Annotated in this window: 20 protein-coding genes; all 20 read left to right on the forward strand. The window is 69.8% G+C overall.

The window, feature by feature from the left end; all coding sequences use genetic code 11:
* The 20 genes from ASG75_RS15485 (at window position 1) to ASG75_RS15580 (ending at window position 22,182) form a co-directional block, all read left to right on the forward strand.
* Window positions 1-738, forward strand: a complete 738-nt coding sequence (locus ASG75_RS15485; RefSeq protein WP_056391650.1) for a hypothetical protein — start codon at window positions 1-3, stop codon at window positions 736-738.
* Window positions 735-1,484: a hypothetical protein gene (locus ASG75_RS15490; RefSeq protein ID WP_056391655.1), complete on the forward strand. Its 750-nt coding sequence runs from the start codon at window positions 735-737 to the stop codon at window positions 1,482-1,484. Before ASG75_RS15485 ends, ASG75_RS15490 begins: the two co-directional genes overlap by 4 nt.
* Window positions 1,481-2,725, forward strand: a complete 1,245-nt coding sequence (locus ASG75_RS15495; RefSeq protein WP_056391663.1) for a DUF4255 domain-containing protein — start codon at window positions 1,481-1,483, stop codon at window positions 2,723-2,725. The genes ASG75_RS15490 and ASG75_RS15495 overlap by 4 nt, the downstream gene beginning before the upstream one ends.
* Window positions 2,722-4,857 carry an ATP-binding protein gene (locus ASG75_RS15500; RefSeq protein ID WP_056391667.1) on the forward strand — a complete coding sequence of 712 codons (2,136 nt, stop codon included), beginning with the start codon at window positions 2,722-2,724 and terminating at the stop codon, window positions 4,855-4,857. The genes ASG75_RS15495 and ASG75_RS15500 overlap by 4 nt, the downstream gene beginning before the upstream one ends.
* Window positions 4,854-5,141, forward strand: a complete 288-nt coding sequence (locus tag ASG75_RS15505; protein ID WP_056391671.1) for a hypothetical protein — start codon at window positions 4,854-4,856, stop codon at window positions 5,139-5,141. The genes ASG75_RS15500 and ASG75_RS15505 overlap by 4 nt, the downstream gene beginning before the upstream one ends.
* Window position 5,142: 1 nt before the next feature.
* On the forward strand, window positions 5,143-5,967 hold the full coding sequence (locus ASG75_RS15510) for a hypothetical protein (protein ID WP_056391674.1): 825 nt from the start codon (window positions 5,143-5,145) through the stop codon (window positions 5,965-5,967).
* Window positions 5,960-6,877, forward strand: a complete 918-nt coding sequence (locus ASG75_RS15515) for a hypothetical protein (RefSeq protein ID WP_056391677.1) — start codon at window positions 5,960-5,962, stop codon at window positions 6,875-6,877. Before ASG75_RS15510 ends, ASG75_RS15515 begins: the two co-directional genes overlap by 8 nt.
* A gap of 9 nt (window positions 6,878-6,886) precedes the next feature.
* Window positions 6,887-7,447 carry a hypothetical protein gene (locus tag ASG75_RS15520; RefSeq protein ID WP_235580260.1) on the forward strand — a complete coding sequence of 187 codons (561 nt, stop codon included), beginning with the start codon at window positions 6,887-6,889 and terminating at the stop codon, window positions 7,445-7,447.
* Window positions 7,434-9,281 carry a DUF4157 domain-containing protein gene (locus tag ASG75_RS15525; RefSeq protein WP_235580261.1) on the forward strand — a complete coding sequence of 616 codons (1,848 nt, stop codon included), beginning with the start codon at window positions 7,434-7,436 and terminating at the stop codon, window positions 9,279-9,281. The genes ASG75_RS15520 and ASG75_RS15525 overlap by 14 nt, the downstream gene beginning before the upstream one ends.
* Window positions 9,282-9,294: 13 nt before the next feature.
* Window positions 9,295-10,095 (forward strand): hypothetical protein, encoded by an 801-nt coding sequence (locus ASG75_RS15530; RefSeq protein WP_056391683.1) that lies wholly within the window; start codon window positions 9,295-9,297, stop codon window positions 10,093-10,095.
* Window positions 10,092-10,748 carry a hypothetical protein gene (locus tag ASG75_RS15535; protein ID WP_056391686.1) on the forward strand — a complete coding sequence of 219 codons (657 nt, stop codon included), beginning with the start codon at window positions 10,092-10,094 and terminating at the stop codon, window positions 10,746-10,748. Before ASG75_RS15530 ends, ASG75_RS15535 begins: the two co-directional genes overlap by 4 nt.
* Window positions 10,749-10,817: 69 nt before the next feature.
* The gene (locus ASG75_RS15540) at window positions 10,818-11,426 is read left to right on the forward strand and encodes a M15 family metallopeptidase (RefSeq protein ID WP_056391688.1); all 609 of its coding nucleotides are present in this window, start codon (window positions 10,818-10,820) and stop codon (window positions 11,424-11,426) included.
* Window positions 11,427-11,467: 41 nt separating this feature from the next.
* Complete coding sequence (locus ASG75_RS15545) at window positions 11,468-11,788, forward strand: LysM domain-containing protein (protein WP_056391691.1); 321 nt, start codon at window positions 11,468-11,470, stop codon at window positions 11,786-11,788.
* Complete coding sequence (locus ASG75_RS15550) at window positions 11,781-12,917, forward strand: hypothetical protein (RefSeq protein ID WP_056391694.1); 1,137 nt, start codon at window positions 11,781-11,783, stop codon at window positions 12,915-12,917. Before ASG75_RS15545 ends, ASG75_RS15550 begins: the two co-directional genes overlap by 8 nt.
* Window positions 12,914-13,420, forward strand: a complete 507-nt coding sequence (locus tag ASG75_RS15555; protein ID WP_056391698.1) for a phage baseplate assembly protein V — start codon at window positions 12,914-12,916, stop codon at window positions 13,418-13,420. Before ASG75_RS15550 ends, ASG75_RS15555 begins: the two co-directional genes overlap by 4 nt.
* Before the next feature lie 10 nt (window positions 13,421-13,430).
* Window positions 13,431-13,754, forward strand: coding sequence for a hypothetical protein (locus ASG75_RS15560; RefSeq protein ID WP_056391852.1), 324 nt, complete (start codon window positions 13,431-13,433; stop codon window positions 13,752-13,754).
* Window positions 13,755-13,764: 10 nt separating this feature from the next.
* The gene (locus ASG75_RS15565; protein ID WP_056391855.1) at window positions 13,765-14,124 is read left to right on the forward strand and encodes a GPW/gp25 family protein; all 360 of its coding nucleotides are present in this window, start codon (window positions 13,765-13,767) and stop codon (window positions 14,122-14,124) included.
* A complete protein-coding gene (locus ASG75_RS15570) occupies window positions 14,121-16,844 on the forward strand; it encodes a putative baseplate assembly protein (protein WP_056391701.1) in 2,724 nt (907 codons plus the stop codon). The genes ASG75_RS15565 and ASG75_RS15570 overlap by 4 nt, the downstream gene beginning before the upstream one ends.
* The gene (locus tag ASG75_RS15575; RefSeq protein WP_056391704.1) at window positions 16,841-19,951 is read left to right on the forward strand and encodes a putative baseplate assembly protein; all 3,111 of its coding nucleotides are present in this window, start codon (window positions 16,841-16,843) and stop codon (window positions 19,949-19,951) included. The genes ASG75_RS15570 and ASG75_RS15575 overlap by 4 nt, the downstream gene beginning before the upstream one ends.
* Complete coding sequence (locus ASG75_RS15580; protein WP_056391706.1) at window positions 19,948-22,182, forward strand: hypothetical protein; 2,235 nt, start codon at window positions 19,948-19,950, stop codon at window positions 22,180-22,182. The genes ASG75_RS15575 and ASG75_RS15580 overlap by 4 nt, the downstream gene beginning before the upstream one ends.
* Window positions 22,183-22,185: the final 3 nt, after the last annotated feature.

The following is a 22,185-nucleotide window of genomic DNA, read 5'->3' on the forward strand; positions in this document are numbered from 1 at the left end:
ATGCATACACCCACGCCCGCGCAGCTGCTGCAGGTCTGGGAACGCGGGGGCGACCCGTCCGCCGCGGCGCGCGGGCTGTTGCTGCTCGGCTGCAGCTGCGACGACGAAAGTTCCGTCGAGGCGCTGGCGGCGTTGCCGCTGGGCCGGCGCGATGCGCTGCTGCTGGAGTTGCGCGAGCGCCTGTTCGGCGCGGCGATCGACGCGGTGGCGACGTGCCCGCATTGCGCGGCCACGGTCGAGGCGACGTTCCGCTGCGATGACCTGCGGTTGCCGGATGCGGACGCCGCCGCCTCCACGCTGGAACATGCCGCGCGTGGCATTCGCGTGCAGTTCCGTCTGCCGGACAGCCGCGACCTGCTGGCATTGGAAAACTGCGGCGATGCCGAAGCCGCGCGCGCGCTGCTGCTCGATCGTTGCGTGTTCGACGCTCGATTCGGCGACGAAGCGCACGAGCCGCGCAGTTTGCCGCACGAGCTGCAGGCGGAGATCGCACAGGCGATGGCGCAGGCCGATCCGCAAGCCGACTTGCAACTGGCGTTCCGCTGCCCGGACTGCGATCACGAGTGGCAGCCGCTGTTCGATATCGCCCGTTTCCTGTGGCAGGAGCTGCACGCGTGGGCGCTGCACATGCTGCGCGAAGTGGACACGCTGGCCGCGACCTACCACTGGGCCGAGGCCGACATCCTCGCGCTGAGCCCGCGCCGCCGCCAGGCTTACCTGGAGCTGTGCGCGCCATGAGCGATTTCCTCGACCGGCTGGCGGCACGCGCGATCGGCAGCGAAACCACGCTGGCGCCGCGACTGCCGTCGCTGTTCGAGCCGCTGCAGCGCGCGCCGATCATGCCGCTGGCCGATGCGGGCGAGGCGCCGCCGGACCGGCGCGAGGCAGCGCCCGCCATTCACGCGGTGCCGGTCGAGGCGCCGGCAAGTGCCGCACCCGCGAGTACGTCGACGCTGCCGGTTGCAGCACCCGTCGCGCCCATCGAGCACGTGGTGGCGGCGGTGCCGGCAAGCGCTGCCGCGAGCGCAGCGCAGCCCGCATCGGCACCATCGATCGTCAGCGGGCGGGCTCCCATGCCCGCGGCCGACCGTGCCGCGTCGCCACCCGTATCGGCGCGTCCGGCCGCGGCTACGCCACCGCTACCGGTACAGCCACGGCAGACGCGCGTCGCGCCGGATCACCAGGAGACGGCGCGGACGCCAGCATCGAACGGCGTCTTGTTGCCCGCGCCTGCGCCGGTGTTTGCCGCGACGCTCACGGCGCCCGCACGATCCGGGCGCACCGTCGCCGCGCGGGCCGCTGCCGCGCGAGACGAAGGCAACGCCGCTGCCGCCACGACCGAGCCGGTGGTGCACGTCAGCATCGGCCGGCTCGAAGTGCGCGCCGCGCCGGTGGCCGCCGCCTCACCGCGCCGTCGCGAAAGTCCGCAGCCGAGCAGCCTCGACGATTACCTGCGCCAGCGTGGCGGCAAGGCGTCGCCATGAGCAACGTGCTGGCGATCGCCGCGACCACGCGCACGCTCCGCAATCTGCTGCTGGCGCAGATGCCCGCGCTGGATGCCGAGCTGAGCGATCTGGAAGTGACCCTGCAGCCGCCGGACGTGGCGCGCAAGGGCATCAGCAAGGCGCAGCTCAACCTGTTCCTGTATCAGGTGGTCGCCAATGCCGCCTGGCGCAATCTCGACCTGCCCGGCCAGGTGCGTCCTGGCGAGACTGCGCCGCCGCCGCTGGCGCTGAACCTGCACTACGTGATCACCGCCTGGGGCCGCGGCGAGAACGACAACGACGCGATCAGCCAGCGCGTGCTGGCCGCGGCGATGAGCACCCTGCACGACCGCGGCGTGCTCGACGGCAACGACATCCGCAACGCGCTGCCGGACAACGACCTGGCCGGCCAGGTCGAGCGCGTGCGCGTCACCCCGCTGCCGCAGAGTGTGGACGAGCTGTCCCGGCTGTGGACCGCGTTCCAGACCAACTACCGCACCTCGGCCGTGTACGAGGCGGCGGTGGTGTTGATCGACAGCCAGGCCGCGATGCGCGCGCCGCTGCCGGTGCTGCGGCGCGGCCCGCAGGATCGCGGCGTGATCGCCACCGCGTCCGCCGCCGCGATGCTCGATGCGCTCGACTATCCGCGCCACCAGGCTGCCGTGCGCCTCGGCGAGGACATCGTGCTGAACGGTCGCCAGCTCGCGACGGATCACGCGCTGGCCCGCTTCAGCAGTCTGCGTCTGGACGCGCCGGTCGATCTCGCACCGCAACCCGGCGACACGGCCGGCACGTTGCGTGTGCATCTCGCCGACACCGCCGACGATGCCGATGCCGTCGCGCGCTGGGCGCCAGGCATCTACACCGTGGCCCTGCTGGTACAGCCGCCCGGACTGCCGCCGCTGCTCAGCAACGAGCTGCCGCTGGTACTGGCGCCGCGCATCACGCTCGGCTCGCTCGCCGCCGCGGCCGGCGACTTTGCCTTGAACCTCACCTGCGCGCCGCGCATTCGCGACGGTCAGCGCGTGTTCCTGCTGTTCGGCGATCGCCTGCTGGCGCCGGCCAGCTTCAACAATCCGGCCGATACGCATCAGCCGACCGCGCTGGTCTTTCAGCTCACCGGCGTGGCCGCGGGCACGTACACCGTGCGCCTTCGTGTGGATGGCGCCGACAGCATCCCGGTCGACTTCAGCGGCAGCGCGCCCGCGTTCGCCGCGAACCAGCAGGTGATCGTGTCATGAACGACTACGTGCCATGGCTGGAAGCGAACGATCGCTACCTCGCCGGCGCGCTGGCCGATCTGCGCGCGCGGCTGGAGCGCGCGGCGCAGCGGCACGACACGCCGGCGGCGGCACCGGCGGCACCGGCTACCGCGCTGATGGAATCCGCGCCGAAGGTGAGTGTGCCGGCCGGGCCGAAGCCTTCCTGGGTCGCGCGGATCTTCAGCGGCCAGCATGCACAACAGCCGTCCGTAGCGAATGCCGACGAACCGCCCGTCGCCGCTGTGCCGGATGACGGCACGGCCGCTGCCGCACCAGGCGCTGACGAGGGCGATCACATCCCCGCGCTGGCAGTGCTGGCGAACCGCCTTGGCCTGTCCGCGTTCGAGCGCGACGTGCTCCTGCTGTGCATCGGCATGGAACTGGACACGCGTTTCCCCGCGCTGTGCGCGCAGGCCCAGCACGATCCGGCGCGGCCGTACCCTACTTTCGCACTGGCCTTCGCCGTGCTCGACGCGCCAAGCTGGGATGCGCTGTCGCCGCAACGCCCACTGCGCTACTGGCGTCTGCTCGACATCCACCAGCCCGGCGCGCAACCGCTGATCGGCGCGGCGCTGAGTGCCGACGAGCGCGTGGTGAATTTCGTCAAGGGCATGAACTACCTCGACGACCGGCTGACGCCGCTGCTTACCGCATTGCCATTGGCCACGCTGCCGCCGTCGCAGCAGGCGATTGCCGACCAGCTGCTGGACAGCCTGCGCCACGTGCCGCCGGGCGAGCCGCTGCCGGTGGTGCAACTGCTGGGCAGCGACAGCGTGAGCAAGCAAGCCATCGCGCAGACCATCGCCGCCGCGTTTGGCGCACAGGCCTATCGCCTGTCGGCCGAACTGTTGCCGGCTGCGGTCACCGAACAGGAAACCCTGCTGCGGCTGTGGCAGCGCGAAAGCCAGCTGCTACCGCTGGCGCTGTACCTCGACGCGGCCGAGGTCGAACGCGGCGACACCGCTGCCGCGTGGGTCAAACGTTTCCTTGCGCGCACCGGCGGGCTCGCCTTCGTCGACGCACGCGAGCCGTGGGCGAGTGCAGCCACGCAGGCGCTCAGTGTCGACGTGGCCAAGCCCACCGCGGTCGAGCAACGTTCGCTGTGGCAGCGCCTGCTCGGCGACGCCGCCGGCGCGCAGCCGCAGCAATTGGCCGGCCATTTCGATTTCAACCTGGGCAAGATCGAGCAGATCGCGCGCGGTGCGCTGGCGGCGGCCGAGGACAAGCCCGCCGCGCTGGCGCAGACGCTGTGGCAGGGCGCGCTGGCGCATACCCGGCCGGCGCTGGACCAGCTCGCCCAGCGCATCGAGCCGAAGGCCGGCTGGGACGACCTGAAACTGCCCGACAGCGAGAAGGCCCTGCTGCGCCAGATCGCCGACCAGGTCGCCCAGCGCAGCACGGTCTACGACGACTGGGGTTTCCGCCAACGGATGAATCGCGGCCTGTCGGTCAGCGCGCTGTTCACCGGCGAAAGCGGCACCGGCAAGACCATGGCGGCGGAAGTGCTGGCGCAGGAACTGGGCCTGTCGCTGTATCGCATCGACCTGTCGGCGGTGGTCAGCAAGTACATCGGCGAGACCGAAAAGAACCTGCGCAAGCTGTTCGACGCGGCCGAGGGCGGCGGCGCGATCCTGTTCTTCGACGAGGCCGACGCGCTGTTCGGCAAGCGCAGCGAAGTGAAGGACAGCCACGACCGCTACGCCAACATCGAGGTGAACTACCTGCTGCAGCGGCTGGAGTCGTTCAGCGGGCTGGCGATCCTGGCCACCAACATGAAGGGCGCGCTGGACAGCGCGTTCCTGCGTCGGCTGCGCTTCGTCATCAACTTCCCGTTCCCCGGTACGGCCGAACGCCGCGCGATCTGGGCCTCGGTGTTCCCGGCGCAGGCGGCGGTGGGCGCGCTGGACTTCGACCGGCTGGCGCGGCTCCCGCTCACCGGCGGCAGCATCCAGGGCATCGCGCTGAACGCGGCATTCATGGCGGCCAAGGGCGGCGTGCCGATCGGCATGCCGCTGCTGCTGGATGCCGTGCGCACCGAGTACCGCAAGCTCGACAAGCCGATCAACGAAGCAGACTTCCGCTGGCTGGAAAGCGCCGGAGGCAAGCCGTGAGCATCGAACTGCACATCGAACGGCTGGTGATCGACGAAGCCGCGCTCGGCGGCGAGCGTGCAGGCAGCGTGCGTACCGCACTCGAATGCGAGCTGGGCCGCCTGCTGGCGCAACCCGGCGCGGCCGGCGCGCTGCGCGGCCTTGGCGCGGTGGCCACGCTGCCACCGGCGACGCTGCCGCCGGCCAGCCACCCGCACGACCGCCTCGGCATGCGCATCGCGACGGCGGTGCAGCACGGCCTTGGCATCATTCCCGCCACGCGCGTCGCGGGCAAGGAGCAATGACATGAAAGCGATCCCCAAACCCCGACCTGGCGGCATCGTGCGCTTCGGCAAACGGAAGGCCAAACGCGACGACCGCAACCTGATGTTCGCCGCGCTGCTGAAGGCGCCGCCGGCGCTGCCGGCCGAGTACGACTTCGACGTGGCACATCACGGCATCCCCACCCCGATGTTCGGCAACGACGAGTACGGCGACTGCGTGATCGCCGGCCGCGCGCACCAGACCCTGCGCTTCGAGAAGGCCGAGCAGAACAAGCTGATCGCGATCGGCGAGCACGACGTGCTGCGCGAGTATTTCAGCGAGAGCGGCGGCGTCGACAGTGGCCTGGTCGTGCTCGATTCGCTGAAGGAGTGGCGCAGCAAGGGCTGGCTCGCGGCGAAGCGGCGCTACAAGATCAAGGCCTTCGCGCAGATCGACCAGGCCAAGCGCAGCGAGGTCAAGCGCGCGGTGTTCATGGACATCGGCGTGGGCCTCGGCTTCACCCTGCCCGATGCGGCGCTGACCCAGTTCTACGCCGGCAAGCCGTGGGCGGTGGTCAGCGGCAAGGCCGGCCAGCCGAATCCGCGCAACGGCCACTACGTCTACGTGCCCGGCTACACCAAGAGCGGCCCGGTCTGCGTCACCTGGGGCCGCAAGCAGCAGATGAGCTGGGCCTTCCTCGCGAAGTACTGCGACGAGGCCTACGCGATCATCGACGCGATCGACACCGCGAAGAAGAAGCGCGCGCTGGATGCGGGCAAGCTCGACGCCTTCCTCGCCGGCTTGCGCAAGGCGAAGCTGGCGAACGCGAAGAAGTCGGCGACACGCGCGGGAGGCCGGCATGGCTGAGCGCAGCGCCGCTGCTGTGGGCAAGTCGCTCGCTCGTCCAGCGGCGCCGGCCAGCGTGTTGCGCCGCAAGTGCGCGTGTGGCGCGCACGTGCCCGGTGGCGGTGAGTGCGAATCCTGCAAGAAAAAGCATGCGGGTCTGCAGCGTTCGACACGAATGCCGGACCCGCCCGTCGCGCTGCGGACTGCCGATCCACTGACCGCGTCATTGATGCGTTCGCGCTTCGGTGAAGATTTCTCGCGCATTCGCGTTAACGGCGCCAGCGTGCCCATGGCGCGAGCGAACGACGGCGGCAGGGAAATGGACATCGACGTGCGTACGGTGCGCCATAACGCGCCCGCCCGCCTGGGCGCGTTGCAGCAGGTAGGCGAGCGGCCGAAGGAAAACGAAGGCGATGGCGCGGGCGGCATCACGCGCACGGCACAGGTCACTTCGCCACCACCCGGCATCATGGGTCCGGTAGGCCCCGGCCCCGGCACGGGCGGCTGCAGCTTCGCCATCCGCTACGAGAACGTCCGGAATACCGGCTGCGGAGCGAATTGCGGCGCGCAGATCGAGTACGACGTAACCGGCGTGACCGCGACCGGCAGCGGTTGCCCGGCGACACTCAACGGCTTGCGTGTTACCGAATCAGTAACCACCGACAACGGTTGTGGCCCCGGTGGCGTGACCACTGGCGCGGGCTGTCCGATCGAGGAACATCCACCGCTGCTGCCCGGCCACGGCATCATCCGCAACTGCCACGACACCTACGCGCTGTGCGGTCCGGCCGCTGCCTTCGGCGCGACCGGATGCACCGAAACCTACACGCAGGCGCTGTCCGTCGGCGGCACGTTGGCCGAGACGCGCACGATCCGCTTCGTCATCACCAAGTCGGGCAGCAGTTGCTCGGGCACAGTCACGCGCACCTGAGGGAACGCCATGAAGCCGCCCGCCCGCCGATCCGATGGCCCGTCCGCCTCCACCCCAAGGCAAGCCGCTGCGTATCTGCGCGAGCAGCACCACATGGCGTTGTGCTTCATCGAAAACGGAGTCGCGTCCCGTGACTGGCGGGCGGCATCGCACGCGACGCCGGAAGCGCTCTTGAATTCCTTTGTCGCCGTCGTGCCCGAGTACGCATGGACCGCGGTGGGCAGCCGGTGCGTACTCCATCCGCGTCAGGACATCTGGCGCGCATCGCTGTCGGGTAAGGCGTTTCAGGGACCACGTCTGCAGACGGCGCGGGCCTATGTCGAGTTTCTGCGCGGCACGGCAGCGGAGATGGCCGATCTGGCGCCGCCCCTGCTGAAAGGCGATCCCGCCGCAGCGCTGTACACGGCCACGGTGTCGATACGCGAGAACTGCAGCGCACTGCAGGGGCTGGTCGATCTGCTCGGTCCCGATCCGTCGATGGTGTTCACCGTGGAACGCCAGGATGCCGACCGACGGGTGCTTTTTTTCGAGCGGGTGGATGCGGGGGAGAAGCACCATGAGCGCGAATAGCTCCTTCGCTCGTGCGCAGCCGCCAGATGCGACATTCTCCGCGATGAGCCTGCGCCGCAAGTGCGCCTGCGGCACGCACACGCCGAACGGCAGCGAGTGCCGGGATTGCACGAAGAAGCGGTTGCGGCGCAGTGCTCGCGATGCGGCAACCGTGCCCGCGGTGCCGCCGCTCGTGCGGGACGTGCTCGCCACTCCCGGTCGGCCGCTCGAACCCGCGACCCGGCAGTGGATGGAGCCGCGCTTCGGCAGCGACTTCAGCCGCGTGCGCGTGCACGACGACGGTCACGCCGCCGCATCCGCGCGCGCGGTGGGCGCGCTGGCCTACGCGGTCGGCAGTCATGTCGTGTTCGACACTCACCAGTACGCGCCGGGCACGTCGGCGGGTCGTCACCTGCTCGCGCACGAGCTGGCGCATACGCTGCAGGACCCCGGCGCCGGCGGCCTGCACACCTCGCTGGCGATCGGCCAACCCGGCGACGCCGCCGAGATCGCCGCCGACCGGGCGGCCGACGCGGTGACGCGGGGCGAGCGGGTTTCCGTGGCACCCAGCGGCGGCGGGGTGGTGCGCCGGCAGCTGCGCGGATGCGCCGCCAGCGCGGGCGACAGCGCGGACGTGCGCAAGGTGCATTGCCCGGACGGCTCCGACTACCGGGTGACGATGACGGCCACGGACGGGCCGCCGGTGCCCGGGTTCCATGGCTCGGTCACGCCCGGCGCCAACCTCAAGGAAATCTGGCTGGACATCTCCCTGTGCAAGGGCAACATCCAGGTCAACCTGCAGCCGGGCGTGGACATACCGAAGGCGCTCGGCTCGGTGGTCGCCAACATGGTGGCGGGCTCCGATGCGTTGAAGGGCGTCGCCATCAATCCCGAGCTGAAGATCACCTTCATCCAGGGCTCGAGCTTCACGGTGTCGCTCACGCCGTCGGTCAAGCTGGACGACAAGGGCGTTGCCGGCGCCGGCGGGTCGGTGGAGGTGCAGACCAAGGACGTGACCGTGAAGGGCGGCGTGAATTGCGACCCGCGGGCGGGGTCGTGCATGTTCACCATCGACATCGGCGGCGGCGCGGCCACGAAGGATGTCGACTGCCGCAAGAAAGGCAAGCAGAAGCTGGTCTTCGCGTGCGAGAAGATCACCCACGTGCCGGCGGTACCGGAGGTGCCGGCGCTGAAGCAGACAGACGCTCAGACGCGCTACGTGTTCTTCCGGCATGCCAGGCACGAGGTGCGCAAGGATTTCCGGCTGCCGACCGACATTCAGGCGTTGAACGAGCAGGGCTATCGGGTCACCTCGATCAAGGGCTTTACCTCGCCCGAGGGGCCGCGCGGCTCCGAGCATGCGCCGCAGTTCGAAGGCAACGTGGCGCTGGCCGTCGAGCGGGCGCAGGCGGCCCGCGACTGGCTGGCGGACCCGAAGGTGTGCGCCGGCTGCGATCTGTCCGGCGCCAGGCAAAGCGGCGAGAGCGAGTTGCCGCCGGAACAGGGCCAGCAGGAGCCCGAGCCGAAAGGGCCGGGCATGGAGCGCGGCGCCGTGGACGAGTTCCTCGGCAAGCAGGGTACGCCCGACCCGCTGGCGCCCGCCGATCCGGCGGCGCGTGCGAAGTTCGAGCGCATGCCGTTCGGCAAGCAGCGCGAACAGGCGTACGAGCTGATGCGCCGGGCCGCCATCGTGCTGGAGCGTACGCAGGTCGTGCGCGAGAAAGTGCCTGCCGTTCCCGCGCGCGACGATCCTGCCCCCGTCGAATGCCCAGCCGAGGTGCTGGAGGCGGCGCAGAAATCGTTCGGCATAAAGACTCCGGGGCCATTCAATTTCGACACGCCGGGGAAACCCTGATGGACACCTTGCCATGAACGTCTTCGACGGCCTGCTCGGCTACGAAAAACTGATGCTGATCTGCGGCTTCATCCTGTTCGTGTTCGCGCTGGCGGCGATCACCGTGATGATCGTGCAGCGGCGCGACTTCAAGATGGCGATGGGGCTGATCGTGTTCGCGATCGTGCTGATGGGCTTCCCCGGCATCCAGGCGGTGAAGTTCAGCCAGGACACGGTCGAGCTGGACCGCATCCGCACGCAGCCGCAGGCGCCGGCCGATCCGGCGCAGAAGCAGCAGGCCGAGCAGGCGCTGGCCAATCTGGAGCAGCGCGCGACCGGCAATCCGCAGCTGCAGGCGCAGGTGTCGGACGGCTACCGCGCGATCGGCGAGGTGGACAAGGCCTATCGGCTGGCGCAATCGGTGCTGCACGAGAAACCCTCGGCACAGGTGCAGGCCACCCTGGTGCCGGTGCTCACCGCGAAGTTGAACCAGGTGCAGGCTGGCGCGCCGATCGCCGCGCCGGCGGTGCCTGTCGCGAGTGCCGGCTCGGCCATGGCGGCAACGCCCGCACCCGCGGCGACAGGCACCGCTTCGTCTGCGCCGCCTGCCGCGCCCGCCGACAAACAGCGCGAGATCGCCGCCATCGCCAGCCAGTTGCAGGGCACCGGCGCACCGTTGCCGGCGGCCTCGCACGCCGCGCTAGCCAAGGCCTACGTGGTGCTGGGCCAGCCGCAACGAGCTCAGGCGAATGTCGACGCCGCCCGCCGGATCGATCCGAACATCAGGATCAACGCCGCCGTGCTGCGTGCGGCCAGAACGGGCGGCAACCCATGAGCGCATTCCCCGGCTCTCCGCGCATCCTGAAGGGCGGCATCGTGCTGATCGACGCGGCCAGCTCGGCGGTGCTGCGGGTGATCGCGCTGCAGTACAACCCCGATTCGCTCACGCGCTCGCTGCAGGTGCAGGCCGTCAGTGCGGACGGTGGCGACCGTTCCGAGGTGCTGCGCCTGAAGGGACCGCCGGTGGAGACGCTGAAGCTGGAGGCGGAGATCGACGCCACCGACCAGCTGGAATTTCCGGAGCAGAACGGCGGTGTCACCCAGTCCGGCATCTTCGCCCAGCTGGCGGCGCTGGAGACGATGGTCTATCCGACCAGCGGCCAGCTGCGCGCGAACGACCTGCTGGCGCAGATCGGCACGCTGGAGATCGTGCCGATGGAGACACCGCTGGCGCTGTTCGTGTGGAGCAAGTCGCGCATCCTGCCGGTGCGCGTCACCGAGTTCGGCATCACCGAGGAGGCCTTCGACACGGCGCTGAACCCGATCCGCGCCAAGGTCAGCCTGGGCCTGCGCGTGCTGTCGGTGAACGACGTGCCGTCCGGGCACAAGGCCGCCAGCCTGTTCATGAGCTACCTGCAGCAGAAGGAGCGACTGGCCGGCGGTGCCGGCGGGCAGCTGTCCGCGCTCGGCTTGAGTGGTGTCCCGTGATCCGGGCGCCAGACCACCAGGACTTCCGCCCGTGAAAAGTCGGGCATCACGATCAAATCGGAGACCACCATGCGTATCGAGGAAATGATTGCCGGCGTACAGCAGGTTCTCGGTGTTGCGGTGGATGGCAAGGCGGGCCCGCAGACGTGGGGCGCAATCTACGCGCGGCTGGTCGACAAGAAGATTGATCGGATGAAGCCGTCCGAAGCCATTTCGCCGGTCGACGATCGCAGCGAAAAGGTGATCGCCACGCTGCTGCCGGAACTGCGGCCGATCGCGCGCGCCCTGGTGCAGAAGGCGGCGAGTACCGGGATCGCCATACGCGTGATCAGCGGATTACGCACCTACGAGGAGCAGGCAGCGCTCTATGCCCAGGGGCGGACGGCTCCCGGAAAGAAGGTGACCAACGCCCGGGCCGGTTACTCGAATCACAATTTCGGCATTGCGTTCGACGTTGGCGTGTTCGAGGGGAGCAAGTATCTGCCCGAGTCTCCGAAGTACAAGGCAGTCGGCGCGTTGGGCCTGGATCTGGGTCTGGAGTGGGGTGGCAACTGGAAAACCATCGTCGATCAGCCGCACTTCCAGTTGAGACCTTCATGGGCGGCTGACCTGGGCGAGCAGCAGATGTTGGCCGAGCTGCGATCGAGAAGGGATCTCGGCCAGGCGGTGTACGCCTGACGGAACCGGGGCGATCGAGATGCCCGCAAGGAGATGATTTCATGACTTTGAACTTCCCGCCCACCAGCCGCTACGCGCTGACGCCCACGACGAGCCTGGTGCGCGCCGACGGCAGCATGGTGACGTACCTGAAGCGCCGCTTCGTGCCGCCGCCGGAAAACCTCGCCTTGCTGCAGTGGCATCGCGTGGTGCAGGGCGAGCGGCTGGACAATATCGCCGCGAAGTACCTGGGCGATCCCGAACAGTTCTGGCGGCTGTGCGACGCGAACCGCGCGCTGCGCCCGGAGGAGCTGACCGGGACGATCGGAAAACTACTGCGCATCACCTTGCCCGAAGGCATTCCGGGGGTGCCGCATGCTTGAGGGCGTGCACCTGACCCTGCTGGTCGGACCGGTGGTGCCGGTGCCGGTGCCGCAGCTCGTGCTGGACGCGCTCACCCGGGTCGAGGTGAACGCGCCGGACGAGGCGGCGGGCGCGTTCACCCTGCAGTTCACGCTGAGCGTGCAGTCGCCGCTGCACACGCTGTTCCTGCTCGCGGGCGGCGGCGTGGTGTCGTTGCTGCGGGTGATCGTGGTGGTCACCGTGAACGGCATGCCGCAGGTGCTGATCGACGGCGTGGTGACCCGCACCGAAGTGGTGCCGGGCGCGGACCAGCGCCACACCACCTTGCAGGTCACCGGCGACGACCTCACCGCGGTGATGACCAAGCTGGAATTCTCCGGCCTGCCCGGCCTGCCGTATCCGGCGATGCCGGCCGAGGCGATCGTGGCGCTGCTGCTGGCGAAGTACGCGTTCCTCGGCATCGTGCCGCTGGTGATTCCCAGCATCGCGATCGACGTGCCGATCCCGACCAACCGCATCCCCACCCAGCAGGGCAGCGACCTGGAATACATCCGCCTGCTGGCCGAGCGCGTCGGCTACGTGTTCTATCTCGATCCCGGCCCGCTGCCCGGCATGAGCACCGCGTACTGGGGGCCGAAGATCAAGGTAGGCGTGCCGCAGCCGGCGCTGAACGCGGACATGGACGCGGCCAGCAACGTCGACGAGCTCAGCTTCAGCTACGACGGCAACGCGCGCCAGCTGCCGGTGGTCTACATCCAGAACGAGCAGACCAAGGTGCCGCTGCCGCTGCCGATTCCCGACATCGGGCCGCTGAATCCGCCGCTGGGCCTGATCGATCCGCCGCCGCAGCAGTTCCGCCCGCTGCCGGAGACCGCGAAGTATTCGCCGCAACGCGCGCTGCTGCTGGGCATGGCCGAGGCGGCGAAATCCGCCGACACCGTCACCGGCCGCGGCAGCCTCGACGTGGTGCGCTACGGCCGCGTGCTGCAGCCGCGGCAGCTGGTCGGCGTGCGCGGCGTCGGCCCTGCGTTCGACGGTTTGCATTACGTCAGCCAGGTGCGCCACACGATCCGCCGCGGCGAGTACAAGCAGAGCTTCCAGCTGTCGCGCAAGGGCCTGGTTTCCACCGTGCCGCTGGTGCCGTCATGAACAAGTTCTTCGGCAAGTACCGCGGCACCGTGATCCAGAACGTGGATCCGGAACAGCGCGGGCGCATCCAGGTGATGGTGCCGGACGTGTCCGGCCTGATCCCGTCGAGCTGGGCGATGCCGTGCGTGCCGATCGCCGGCAAGCAGAGCGGCGTGTACGTGGTGCCGCAGATCGGCGCCGGCGTGTGGATCGAGTTCGAGCAGGGCGATCCGGATTATCCGGTCTGGGTCGGCGGCTTCTGGGGCACCGCGGCGGAAGTGCCGGCGCTGGCCTTGGCCGGCAATCCGGCCAGCCCGAGCATCGTGCTGCAGTCGGGCCTGCAGCACACCATCGCGATCAGCGACGTGCCGGGGCCGGCCGGCGGCATCCTGCTGAAAAGTGTTACCGGCGCGATGATCATGGTCAACGAGGTCGGCATCACGATCTCCAACGGCCAGGGCGCCACCATCGTGCTCGCGGGGCCGACGGTGACGATCAACAACGGCGCGTTGGTCGTGACGTAGGAGATGCATGATGCCGGGCTTCCTCATCCATGTCGGCGCCAGCGTGCTTTGCTCGCACGGCGGCCAGGCGCAGGCCACCGCACCGAACCCGCGCGTCGCGGTGAGCGGCCAACCCACGGTGACGATGGCCGCGCCGTGGCTGGTCGCCGGTTGCGCACTGCCGCCGCCCACGGCGGCGAACGGGCCGTGCATCAGTGCGCAGTTCGTCACGGCCGCGACCCGGGTCACTTCCAGCGGACAGCCGCTGCTGCTGTTCGACAGCCAGGCGATCTGCGCGCCGACCGGCACGCCGCTGCTGATCGTCGCCAGCCAGACGCGCGTCACCGCGATGTGAGGACGTCATGATGAATATCGACTTCCCATTCCACTTCGACAACCGCGGCCGCGTCGCGGAAACCGGCGACGACGACCACGTGCGCGACATGATCGAGCAGCTGCTGTTCACCAGTCCCGGTGAACGCGTCAACCGGCCCGACTTCGGCAGCGGCCTGCTGCAATTGGTATTTGCGCCGAACAGCCCGGAGCTGGCCGCCGCGCTGCAGTTCACCCTGCAGGCGGCACTTCAGCGCTGGCTCGGCGACGTGATCGACGTCGGTGCGCTGGAAGTCAGCAGCGAGGACGCCACCTTGCGCGTCGATCTCAGCTACACCGTGCGCGCCAGCGGCGACACGCGCAGCGACAGCTTCGTGCGGAGCCTGCCATGAACCGCGCGAACGTCCATGCGAGTCTCGGCACGATCGGCTGCGCATCGCTGCCGGTATGCAGCGTGCCGGCGCGGCGCGAAAAATTGCGCCTGGCCGGCACGCTCAACGGCATCGACTACGTCGAGGTGGGCGACGACGGCGTGAGCCTGTGCGTGCACCTGTTCGGCGACATTCCGCAGGGCCTCGGCGTGGCCAACGTGCGCATCAGCGGCGGCGACCGCATCACCGGCCTGCGCGTGCTCAGCGTGAACCCCGAGCTGGAACCGGAGCTGCACGACGACGCCTGCCTGCGCGTGGTGCTCGATCGCGAAGGCGACCACACGGCGTACTGCCTGTGCCTGGTGGATGCGGCCTCCGGCAACGACCCGGCCGGCTGGCAGGCGTATCCCGGCTTCGACCCGCGCTACGCCTGCGCCACGCTGCACTTTCGCCTGGACTGCGCGAAGACGCTGGACTGCGCGGACGAGGCGCCGTGCGTGCAACCGCCGCCGCCGACGCCTGAGATCAACTACCTGGCGAAGGACTACGCCAGCTTCCGCCAGCTGTTCCTCGACCGCCTCGCGCTGGACATGCCGGCATGGCAGGAGCGCCACGTGCCGGACCTCGGCATCGCGTTGGTGGAGACGCTGGCGTACACCGCCGACTACCTCAGCTACTACCAGGACGCGGTCGCCACCGAGGCCTACCTGGGCACCGCGCGCCGGCGCATCTCGGTGCGCCGGCATGCGCGGCTGGTCGACTACCGCATGCACGAAGGCTGCAATGCGCGCGCGCTGGTGACGCTGGCCAGCAGCAACGACCTGAGCCTCGAACTGGCCAATCTGCTGCTTCTGGTACCGCCGCCGGGGCAGGGCCATCCGCAACCCGGCGTGATCGACGCGGCCCGACTCGACGCGGCGCGCGCGCAGGGTGCGTTGATCTACGAGCCGATGCCGCTGGACGGCGCGGTCACGTTCGACGTGGTCGCCGCGCACAGCACGATCCGCCTACACACCTGGGGCGACGAGCTGTGCTGCCTGCCGCGCGGCAGCACGCGGGCGACCCTGGTCGACACGCCGCCATCGGCACCGCCGGCAGCGACGGATGCCACCGCGATCGTGGTGCCGCAACGTGCGCTGAAACTCGCGGTTGGCGACCTGCTGATCTTCGAGGAAGTGCTGGGACCGCAGACCGGCAACCCTGCCGACGCCGATCCCGCGCACCGGCACGCGGTGCGCCTGACGGACGTCCAGACGTCCGTCGACCCGCTTGATGGCACCTTGCTGCTGGAGATCGCGTGGGATGCCTGCGATGCCTTGCCGTTCGACCTGTGCCTGTCGGTACGCACGCCAGCGCCGGACTGCGCGTGGCTGCACGACGTCAGCCTGGCGCGCGGCAACGTGCTGCTGGTCGACCATGGCGAGCACGTGCGCGGGCAGTGCGTTTCGTCGGCGATCTGCATGCCGACAGGCAGCGACGGCGACTATCCCGGGCTGACCGCCGCGCTTGCCGCGATGCCGGATGCCTGCACGCGCTGCGGCGCGCTGGCCGAGGACTGCTGGCTGGTGCCCGGCGGTACGCACTACGGCTGCTGCCGCTGCGACGGCGCGGTGCAGGATGTGCGCCGTCCGCCCGCCGATACCGGCCACGTGCTGCCGGACGCGCCGCTGACCTGGGCCGAACCGTTGCCGCCGCATGCGCCGGTATGCCGGCTGCTGGCGCGCGATCCGCGTCAGACGCTGCCGCAGCTCACCGTCTATGGCGGCGCGCTCAACAACGTGCTGGTGGCCAGCACGTCCGACCCGCGCTGGCGGTGGCTGCCGCGCCAGGATCTGCTGGCGAGCGGTCCGGACGATCGCCACTTCGTGGTCGAGATCGACGACGACGGCGCCGCTCACCTGCGCTTCGGCGACGGCGTGCTGGGCGCGCAGCCGCAGGCCGGCGACTTCTTCCGCGCCGCCTCGCGCATCGGCAACGGCCCGGCCGGCAACGCGGGGCGCGACAGCATCGTGTGGCTGGCGCTGAAGTCGGGCGTGCTGTCCGCCGAGTTGCAGCCGCGCAATCCGCTGCCGGCCAGTGGCGGCACCGCGCCGGAGAGCCTGGCCGAAGTGAAGCTGTATGCGCCCGGCGCGTTCCGTGCGAAACCGCTGCGCGCGATTGTCGCCGACGACTACGCGAGGTTCGCCGCGCAGGCGCCGCAACTGCAGGGCGCGGCCGCCGCGCTCGAGTGGAGCGGCAGCTGGTATGCGGCCGACGTGATGGTCGACCCACTGGGTCGCGAGAACCTGCCGGCAGGACTGGCGCAGCAGATCAGGGCGCAGCTGGAGCGCTACCGCCGCATCGGTCACGACGTCGAGGTGCACGCAGCCTGCTACGTGCTGCTGCGGATCGCGCTGTTCGTCTGCGTGTTGCCGGACTTCCTCGTCGCCCACGTCGAGGCCGAACTGCGCGACTGCTTCGGCGCCGGCTTGCGCCGCGACGGCAAACCCGGCTTCTTTCATCCGGACCGGCTCAAGCTGGGCGCGCCGGTGTTTGCCAGCGCACTCATGGCCGAGGCGCAGTCGGTCGCCGGCGTGGCCCACGTCGAAGTCACCACGCTGGCCCGCGCCGAGGGCGACGGTGACGGCGTGCCCGACGATGGCGTGCTGCATCTCGCCGCGCGCGAAATCGCCCAGGTCGACAACGATCCGGATCATCCCGACCACGGAAGCATCGCGTTCACGCTGGGAGGTGGCCGATGAGCTGCTGTAGCGCCTGTGGCAAACATGCCTGCGCTTGCGGTTGCGGCGCGGTCGCCGGCACGCCGTTGCCGCTGTACAACCGGCCGGGACTGGCCAGCCTCGCGTATCGCGTCGGCGCGTACGCCGACTTCCGCGCCACCATGCAGGCCGACTTGAGCGACGCCGCGTTGCCGGCGCTGGCCGGGTTGCGCACGCGCGAGGCCGACGATCCGGCGATGGCCTTGATCGACGCGTGGGCGGTCGGCGCCGACGTACTCACGTTCTACCAGGAGCGCATCGCCAACGAAGGCTACCTGCGCACCGCTACCGAACGCCGCTCGGTGCTGGAGCTGGCGCGCCTGGTCGACTACCGCCTGCGCCCCGGCGTGGCCGCCAGCATCTACCTCGCCTACACGGTGGAAAAGGACTCGCCACCGGTGACGATTTCCGCCGGTGCACGCGCGCAGTCGGTGCCGGCACCCGGCGAACAGATGCAGACCTTCGAGACCGCCGAGCCGCTGGACGCGCGCTTCGAGTGGAACGCGCTGCAGCCGCGGCTGACGCGGCCGCAGAACATCACGCTCGACAACGTCGTCACGCTCGATGCGGTGTGGATCGCAAGCACGACCACCGGCCTGAAGTTGAACGACCACCTGCTGTTCCTGTTCGGTGAGCTGCCGGCCGGCGTGCCGGCGATCCGCCTGGTGCAGTCGGTCGAGGTGCAGCAGCAGAGCAGCCGCAGCAAGCTGCTGTTGCAACCGCTCGCCACGGCCACGGTGAAGATCGTGGCGGCAGCGAATGCGGCCTTCGTGGCGCTGGGTTCGTCGGGTGCAGGCCCGAATCGCGACGAATGGTTGCGGGCTATCGGTGAGGTGCGCAGGACGCTGCTGCTCGGCGGCGACAATGGCGGCAGTTACGACGAACTGATGAAACCGCCGTTCGGCGATGACGCACCGCCCGAGGGGCCGCCGGCGATCGACGATTTCAAAAACGCAGTGGATGCGGCATTCGGCACGGCCGCACCGCCAGCGGCAGGCTTCGCCGGTTTCGGTGCGCTGTTCGGCGCGCTGACGCTGACGCCGACCCCGCAGCCCGCCAGCCAACTGCGCCTGCGGCGCGACGTCGCCAGCGCGCTGGGCAAGGCCAGCGACGTGCGCCCGCAGCTGCTGCTCAACTTCTCGCCCCTGCTGCGCGACACGTTCTACCGGGCCTGGAGCAGTGTGCCGCAAGTTGACTCGTCGCCGGACTTGAAGGGCGTGTTTGCGCTGCGCGTGGCCGCGCCGCTATTCGGCTACAACGCGCCGGTGCCGGGAAGCCTGCTGATGAAGACCAGCGGCCAGACCACAACCACCGAACCCAACCCGAGCCCGATCGACTGGTCGCTCGCCGAATCCGGCAATGTGCTGTCGCTCGATCATGCCTACGAGGATGTCGTCGCCGACAGCTATCTGGTCATCGAGGCACCCAATCGAACGACCCCGATCGTGGCCCGGGCACTGCAGGTGCAAACCGCGCCGCGCACCGCTTACGGCCTCAGCAGCAAGACCACGTCGATCACGTTGGCGCATGCCTCCGACGACAGTTTCTGGTCCGCATTCTCAATGGCGAACCTGCGGTGCATGCTGGTGCGTGCCCAAAGCGAGGCGATGACCCTGGCCGAATTGACGATCGCCGATGACATCGGCCTGCTCCCCAAGGGCAGTCTCCCGCGCAGCACCGGCGACAACGCCACCCGCCTCACCCTCGACGGCGCCGTCGACGGACTCAAGGCCGGTCGCTGGGTGATCGTCGAAGGGCAGCGCAGTGACGTGCCGGGCACCGATGCGGTGACAGCCGCCGAGCTGGTGATGCTGGCCGCGGTGGAGCAGGGTGTCGATGCCGATCTGCCGGGCGACACCGTGCATAGCGCCCTGGTGTTTGCGAACAAGGGGCTGGCTTACAGCTACGTGCGCGATAGCGTGGCGGTGCACGCCAACGTGGTGCGTGCCACCCACGGCGAGAGCCGGCGCGAGGTACTGGGCAGTGGCAGTGGCGCGTTGTCGATGCAGGCGTTCGTGCTGAAGCAGTCGCCGCTGACGTACGTTTCCGCCGCCACCGTCGACGGCGTGCAGAGCACGCTCACGCTGCGCGTCAACGACATGCAATGGCACGAGACGCGCAACCTTGCCTTCGTCGGCACGGCCGACCGCCACTTCGTCACCGCCATCGACGACGGCGGCAAGACCAGCGTGCAGTTCGGCGACGGCGCGCACGGCGCGCGCCTGCCCACCGGCGTCGAGAACATCGTCGCGACGTATCGCAACGGCATCGGCACGCCGGGCAACGTGCGTGCGGGGCAGGTCAGCCTGCTGGCAACCCGGCCGCTCGGCGTCAAGGAGGTGATCAACCCGCTGCGTGCCTCCGGCGGTGCCGACGCGGAGACGCGCGACCAGGCGCGCCGCAACGTGCCGCTGGCGGTGCTGGCGCTGGATCGGCTGGTCTCGGTGCCGGACTACGCGGACTTCGCGCGCACGTTCGGCGGCGTCGGCAAGGCGGCGGCAATCAAGCTGGGCAACGTGGTGCAGGTCACCATCGCCGGTGCCGCCGATGCGCCGATCGACCTGAGCTCCGACCTCTACCGCAACCTGCTGGCGGCGCTGCAGCAGTACGGCGATCCGTCGCTGCCCGTGCGCCTGGGCGTGCGCGAGCTGCTGGCGCTCACCGTGAGCGCGAAGGTGGGGCTGTTGCCGGACTTTGCGTGGGAGTCGGTCGAGCCGGCCGTGCGCGCGGCGCTGCTGGATGCGTTCGGCTTCGAGCGGCGCGCGCTGGCACAGGCCGTCTACCTCAGCGAACTGGTCGCCTGCATGCAGGCGGTGCGCGGCGTGGCCTGGGTCGACGTGGACGCGTTCGGTAGCCTCGACGAAGCGACCCTGCTGGCCGGCTTCGGCGCCGGCGGCGACAACGGCAAAGGCGGTGATGGCGCTTCGTTGATGACCCACGTTATCGCCACGACCACCACGACGGTACCGCCGCGCGTGCAGGTGCTTCCCGCCCGCTACGACGGCAACGGCACGCTGCGCCCGGCGCAGCTGGCCTACCTGCCGCCGAACGTCCCCGACACCTTGTTGCTGCAGGAGGCCACGCCATGACTGCGCGCCCGGATCGACTGTACGACTTGCTGCCGGTGGTCTACCGCATGCGTGATGCGGAGCAGAGTTACCCGCTGCGCGATTTCCTGCACGTGCTTTCGAGCCAGGCCGACGTGCTCGAGCAAGACATCGCACGGCTGTACGACAACTGGTTCATCGAAACCTGCGACGACTGGGTGGTGCCGTACATCGGCGACCTGCTCGGCTACACCTTGTTGCCCGAGGCGGCCACGCTGGGCGAGGACGGTCGCCGCGACGCCAGCCTCGGCCGCGTGCTGGCGCCGCGAGCCGACGTGGCGAACACGATCGATGCGCGCCGGCGCAAGGGCACGCTGTCGCTGCTGGAAGACCTTTCCCGCGACGCGGCCGGTTGGCCGGCGCGCGCGCTGGAGTTCTACCGCCGGCTCGGCTGGATGCAGCATCTCGATCATCAACATCCACAGCGCGGCGGCACGGCGGACCTGCGCGATCCCGGCCGGCTGCAGCGGCTCGGCTGGGCGAACGGCGCGTTCGATCCGTTCGCGCGCAGCGTCGATGTGCGGCGCATGGGCAGCGCTCATCGGCGCGGCCGCCACAACATCCCCGCGGTCGGCGTGTTCGCCTGCCGCCTGCGCAGTTATCCGGTGACCTGCACACCGGCGTACTGCATCGAGGAACGCGGCCCGCAGTGTTTCAGCTTCAGTGTGCTCGGCAACGACACGCCGCTGTTCCAGCGCCCGGTCGCGGAAACCGAACCCACCCACATTGCCGACGAGCGCAACCTGCCGCTGCCACTGCGCCGTTGGCGTTTCGCCGAGCGCGGCCCGCTGGCCGACTACGCCAGCGTGTCGGCCGAACTCTATGGCGACGGTCGCAGCGTGCAGGTGTGGGCGCCGGACTGGCCGGCGAAAGGCCAGGGCGTGCCGGTGCCGCGCGAGCTGCTGATCCCGGCTGACCTGTCCGGCTGGCGGGGGCAGGTGAAGCGCGGGCGCGTGGCGGTCGATCCCGAACGCGGTCGCCTGATGTTTCCGGCGAACCAGCGGCCGAAGCGCGGCGTGTGGGTGAGCTACCAGTACGGCTTCGCCGCTGACCTTGGTGGCGGCGAATACGCGCGGGTCACGCCGGAACTGGAAGGCGCCACCCGCTACGTGGTGCATGCCGCGTTGCCGGATCGCGCGACGAACGGCAGCTGGCCGGCCGGCCACTTCGGCAGCATCGCCGAGGCGCTGGCGGCGTGGGCGCAGGCGAAGGCGGCCACGCCGGCATTGCGTGCGCTGGTGATCGAGCTGGCCGAGAGCGGCGTGTACGAAGGCAGCGTCGAGCTGCAGCTGGATGCGGGCGAGGCGATCCAGTTGCGCGCCGCCGAACGCACCCGGCCGGTGCTGCGCCTGCTCGACGTGCGCGCCAGCCAGCCGGATGCGCTTGGCATCGGCGGACGCGCCGGCAGCCGCGTGTTGCTGGACGGCCTGCTGATCGTGGGCCGCGGCATCGAAGTGCACGGGCCGGGTGACGAGGCCGCCGCGGACGACGACCTGTGCGAGCTGCTGATCCGCCACTGCACCCTGGTACCGGGCTGGGCGCTGCACTGCGACTGCGACCCGAAGCGCCCGGGCGAGCCCAGCATCACTCTCGACGGCACGCGCGCCGCGTTGCGCGTCGAACACAGCATCCTCGGCGCGATCGCGGTGATCAGTCCCGAGCGGCGTGGCGAGCCGCCGTCATTGGAACTGTGCGACAGCATCCTCGACGCCACCGGCATCGAGCGCGTGGCGCTCGGTGCACCGGACGAAGCGGTGGCGTATGTGGAGGCCAGCTTCCGCCGCTGCACGGTGATCGGCGAAGTGCAGGCGCATGGCATCGCGCTGGCCGAGGACTCGATCTTCGCCAGCCCGTTGCGCGTGCTGCGTCGGCAGCAGGGCTGCGTGCGCTTCTGCTACGTGGCGGACGGTTCGCGCACGCCGCGACGCTTCCACTGCCAGCCCGACCTGGCGCTGGCCGCGGTCGCCGCGGCCGATCGCGCGCACGAACGGCTGCGCGTGGTGCCGCAGTTCCGCAGCCGCCGCTACGGCACGCCGCATTACCTGCGCCTGGCCGACGGCTGCTGCGCGGAGATTCGCAGCGGCGCGTCCGATCGTTCGGCGATGGGCGTCTACCACGACCTGTTTGAGCCGCAGCGCGAGGCGAATCTCGCGGCGCGGCTGCAGGAATACGTTCCGGCGGGCACGGACGCCGGCATCCTTTTTGCGAGTTAGGAG

The organism is Rhodanobacter sp. Soil772 (assembly GCF_001428385.1).
Taxonomy (GTDB): Bacteria; Pseudomonadota; Gammaproteobacteria; order Xanthomonadales; family Rhodanobacteraceae; genus Rhodanobacter.

What these genes read in the sequence shown, in the direction of transcription:
- ASG75_RS15490 (WP_056391655.1), top strand. Translation starts at nt 735, where the DNA reads ATGAGCGATTTCCTCGACCGGCTGGCGGCACGCGCGATCGGCAGCGAA.
- ASG75_RS15540 (WP_056391688.1), top strand. Translation starts at nt 10,818, where the DNA reads ATGCGTATCGAGGAAATGATTGCCGGCGTACAGCAGGTTCTCGGTGTT.
- ASG75_RS15495 (WP_056391663.1), top strand. Translation starts at nt 1,481, where the DNA reads ATGAGCAACGTGCTGGCGATCGCCGCGACCACGCGCACGCTCCGCAAT.
- ASG75_RS15570 (WP_056391701.1), top strand. Translation starts at nt 14,121, where the DNA reads ATGAACCGCGCGAACGTCCATGCGAGTCTCGGCACGATCGGCTGCGCA.
- ASG75_RS15565 (WP_056391855.1), top strand. Translation starts at nt 13,765, where the DNA reads ATGAATATCGACTTCCCATTCCACTTCGACAACCGCGGCCGCGTCGCG.
- ASG75_RS15525 (WP_235580261.1), top strand. Translation starts at nt 7,434, where the DNA reads ATGAGCGCGAATAGCTCCTTCGCTCGTGCGCAGCCGCCAGATGCGACA.
- ASG75_RS15515 (WP_056391677.1), top strand. Translation starts at nt 5,960, where the DNA reads ATGGCTGAGCGCAGCGCCGCTGCTGTGGGCAAGTCGCTCGCTCGTCCA.
- ASG75_RS15560 (WP_056391852.1), top strand. Translation starts at nt 13,431, where the DNA reads ATGCCGGGCTTCCTCATCCATGTCGGCGCCAGCGTGCTTTGCTCGCAC.
- ASG75_RS15575 (WP_056391704.1), top strand. Translation starts at nt 16,841, where the DNA reads ATGAGCTGCTGTAGCGCCTGTGGCAAACATGCCTGCGCTTGCGGTTGC.
- ASG75_RS15535 (WP_056391686.1), top strand. Translation starts at nt 10,092, where the DNA reads ATGAGCGCATTCCCCGGCTCTCCGCGCATCCTGAAGGGCGGCATCGTG.
- ASG75_RS15485 (WP_056391650.1), top strand. Translation starts at nt 1, where the DNA reads ATGCATACACCCACGCCCGCGCAGCTGCTGCAGGTCTGGGAACGCGGG.
- ASG75_RS15530 (WP_056391683.1), top strand. Translation starts at nt 9,295, where the DNA reads ATGAACGTCTTCGACGGCCTGCTCGGCTACGAAAAACTGATGCTGATC.
- ASG75_RS15580 (WP_056391706.1), top strand. Translation starts at nt 19,948, where the DNA reads ATGACTGCGCGCCCGGATCGACTGTACGACTTGCTGCCGGTGGTCTAC.
- ASG75_RS15545 (WP_056391691.1), top strand. Translation starts at nt 11,468, where the DNA reads ATGACTTTGAACTTCCCGCCCACCAGCCGCTACGCGCTGACGCCCACG.
- ASG75_RS15520 (WP_235580260.1), top strand. Translation starts at nt 6,887, where the DNA reads ATGAAGCCGCCCGCCCGCCGATCCGATGGCCCGTCCGCCTCCACCCCA.
- ASG75_RS15550 (WP_056391694.1), top strand. Translation starts at nt 11,781, where the DNA reads ATGCTTGAGGGCGTGCACCTGACCCTGCTGGTCGGACCGGTGGTGCCG.
- ASG75_RS15555 (WP_056391698.1), top strand. Translation starts at nt 12,914, where the DNA reads ATGAACAAGTTCTTCGGCAAGTACCGCGGCACCGTGATCCAGAACGTG.
- ASG75_RS15500 (WP_056391667.1), top strand. Translation starts at nt 2,722, where the DNA reads ATGAACGACTACGTGCCATGGCTGGAAGCGAACGATCGCTACCTCGCC.
- ASG75_RS15510 (WP_056391674.1), top strand. Translation starts at nt 5,143, where the DNA reads ATGAAAGCGATCCCCAAACCCCGACCTGGCGGCATCGTGCGCTTCGGC.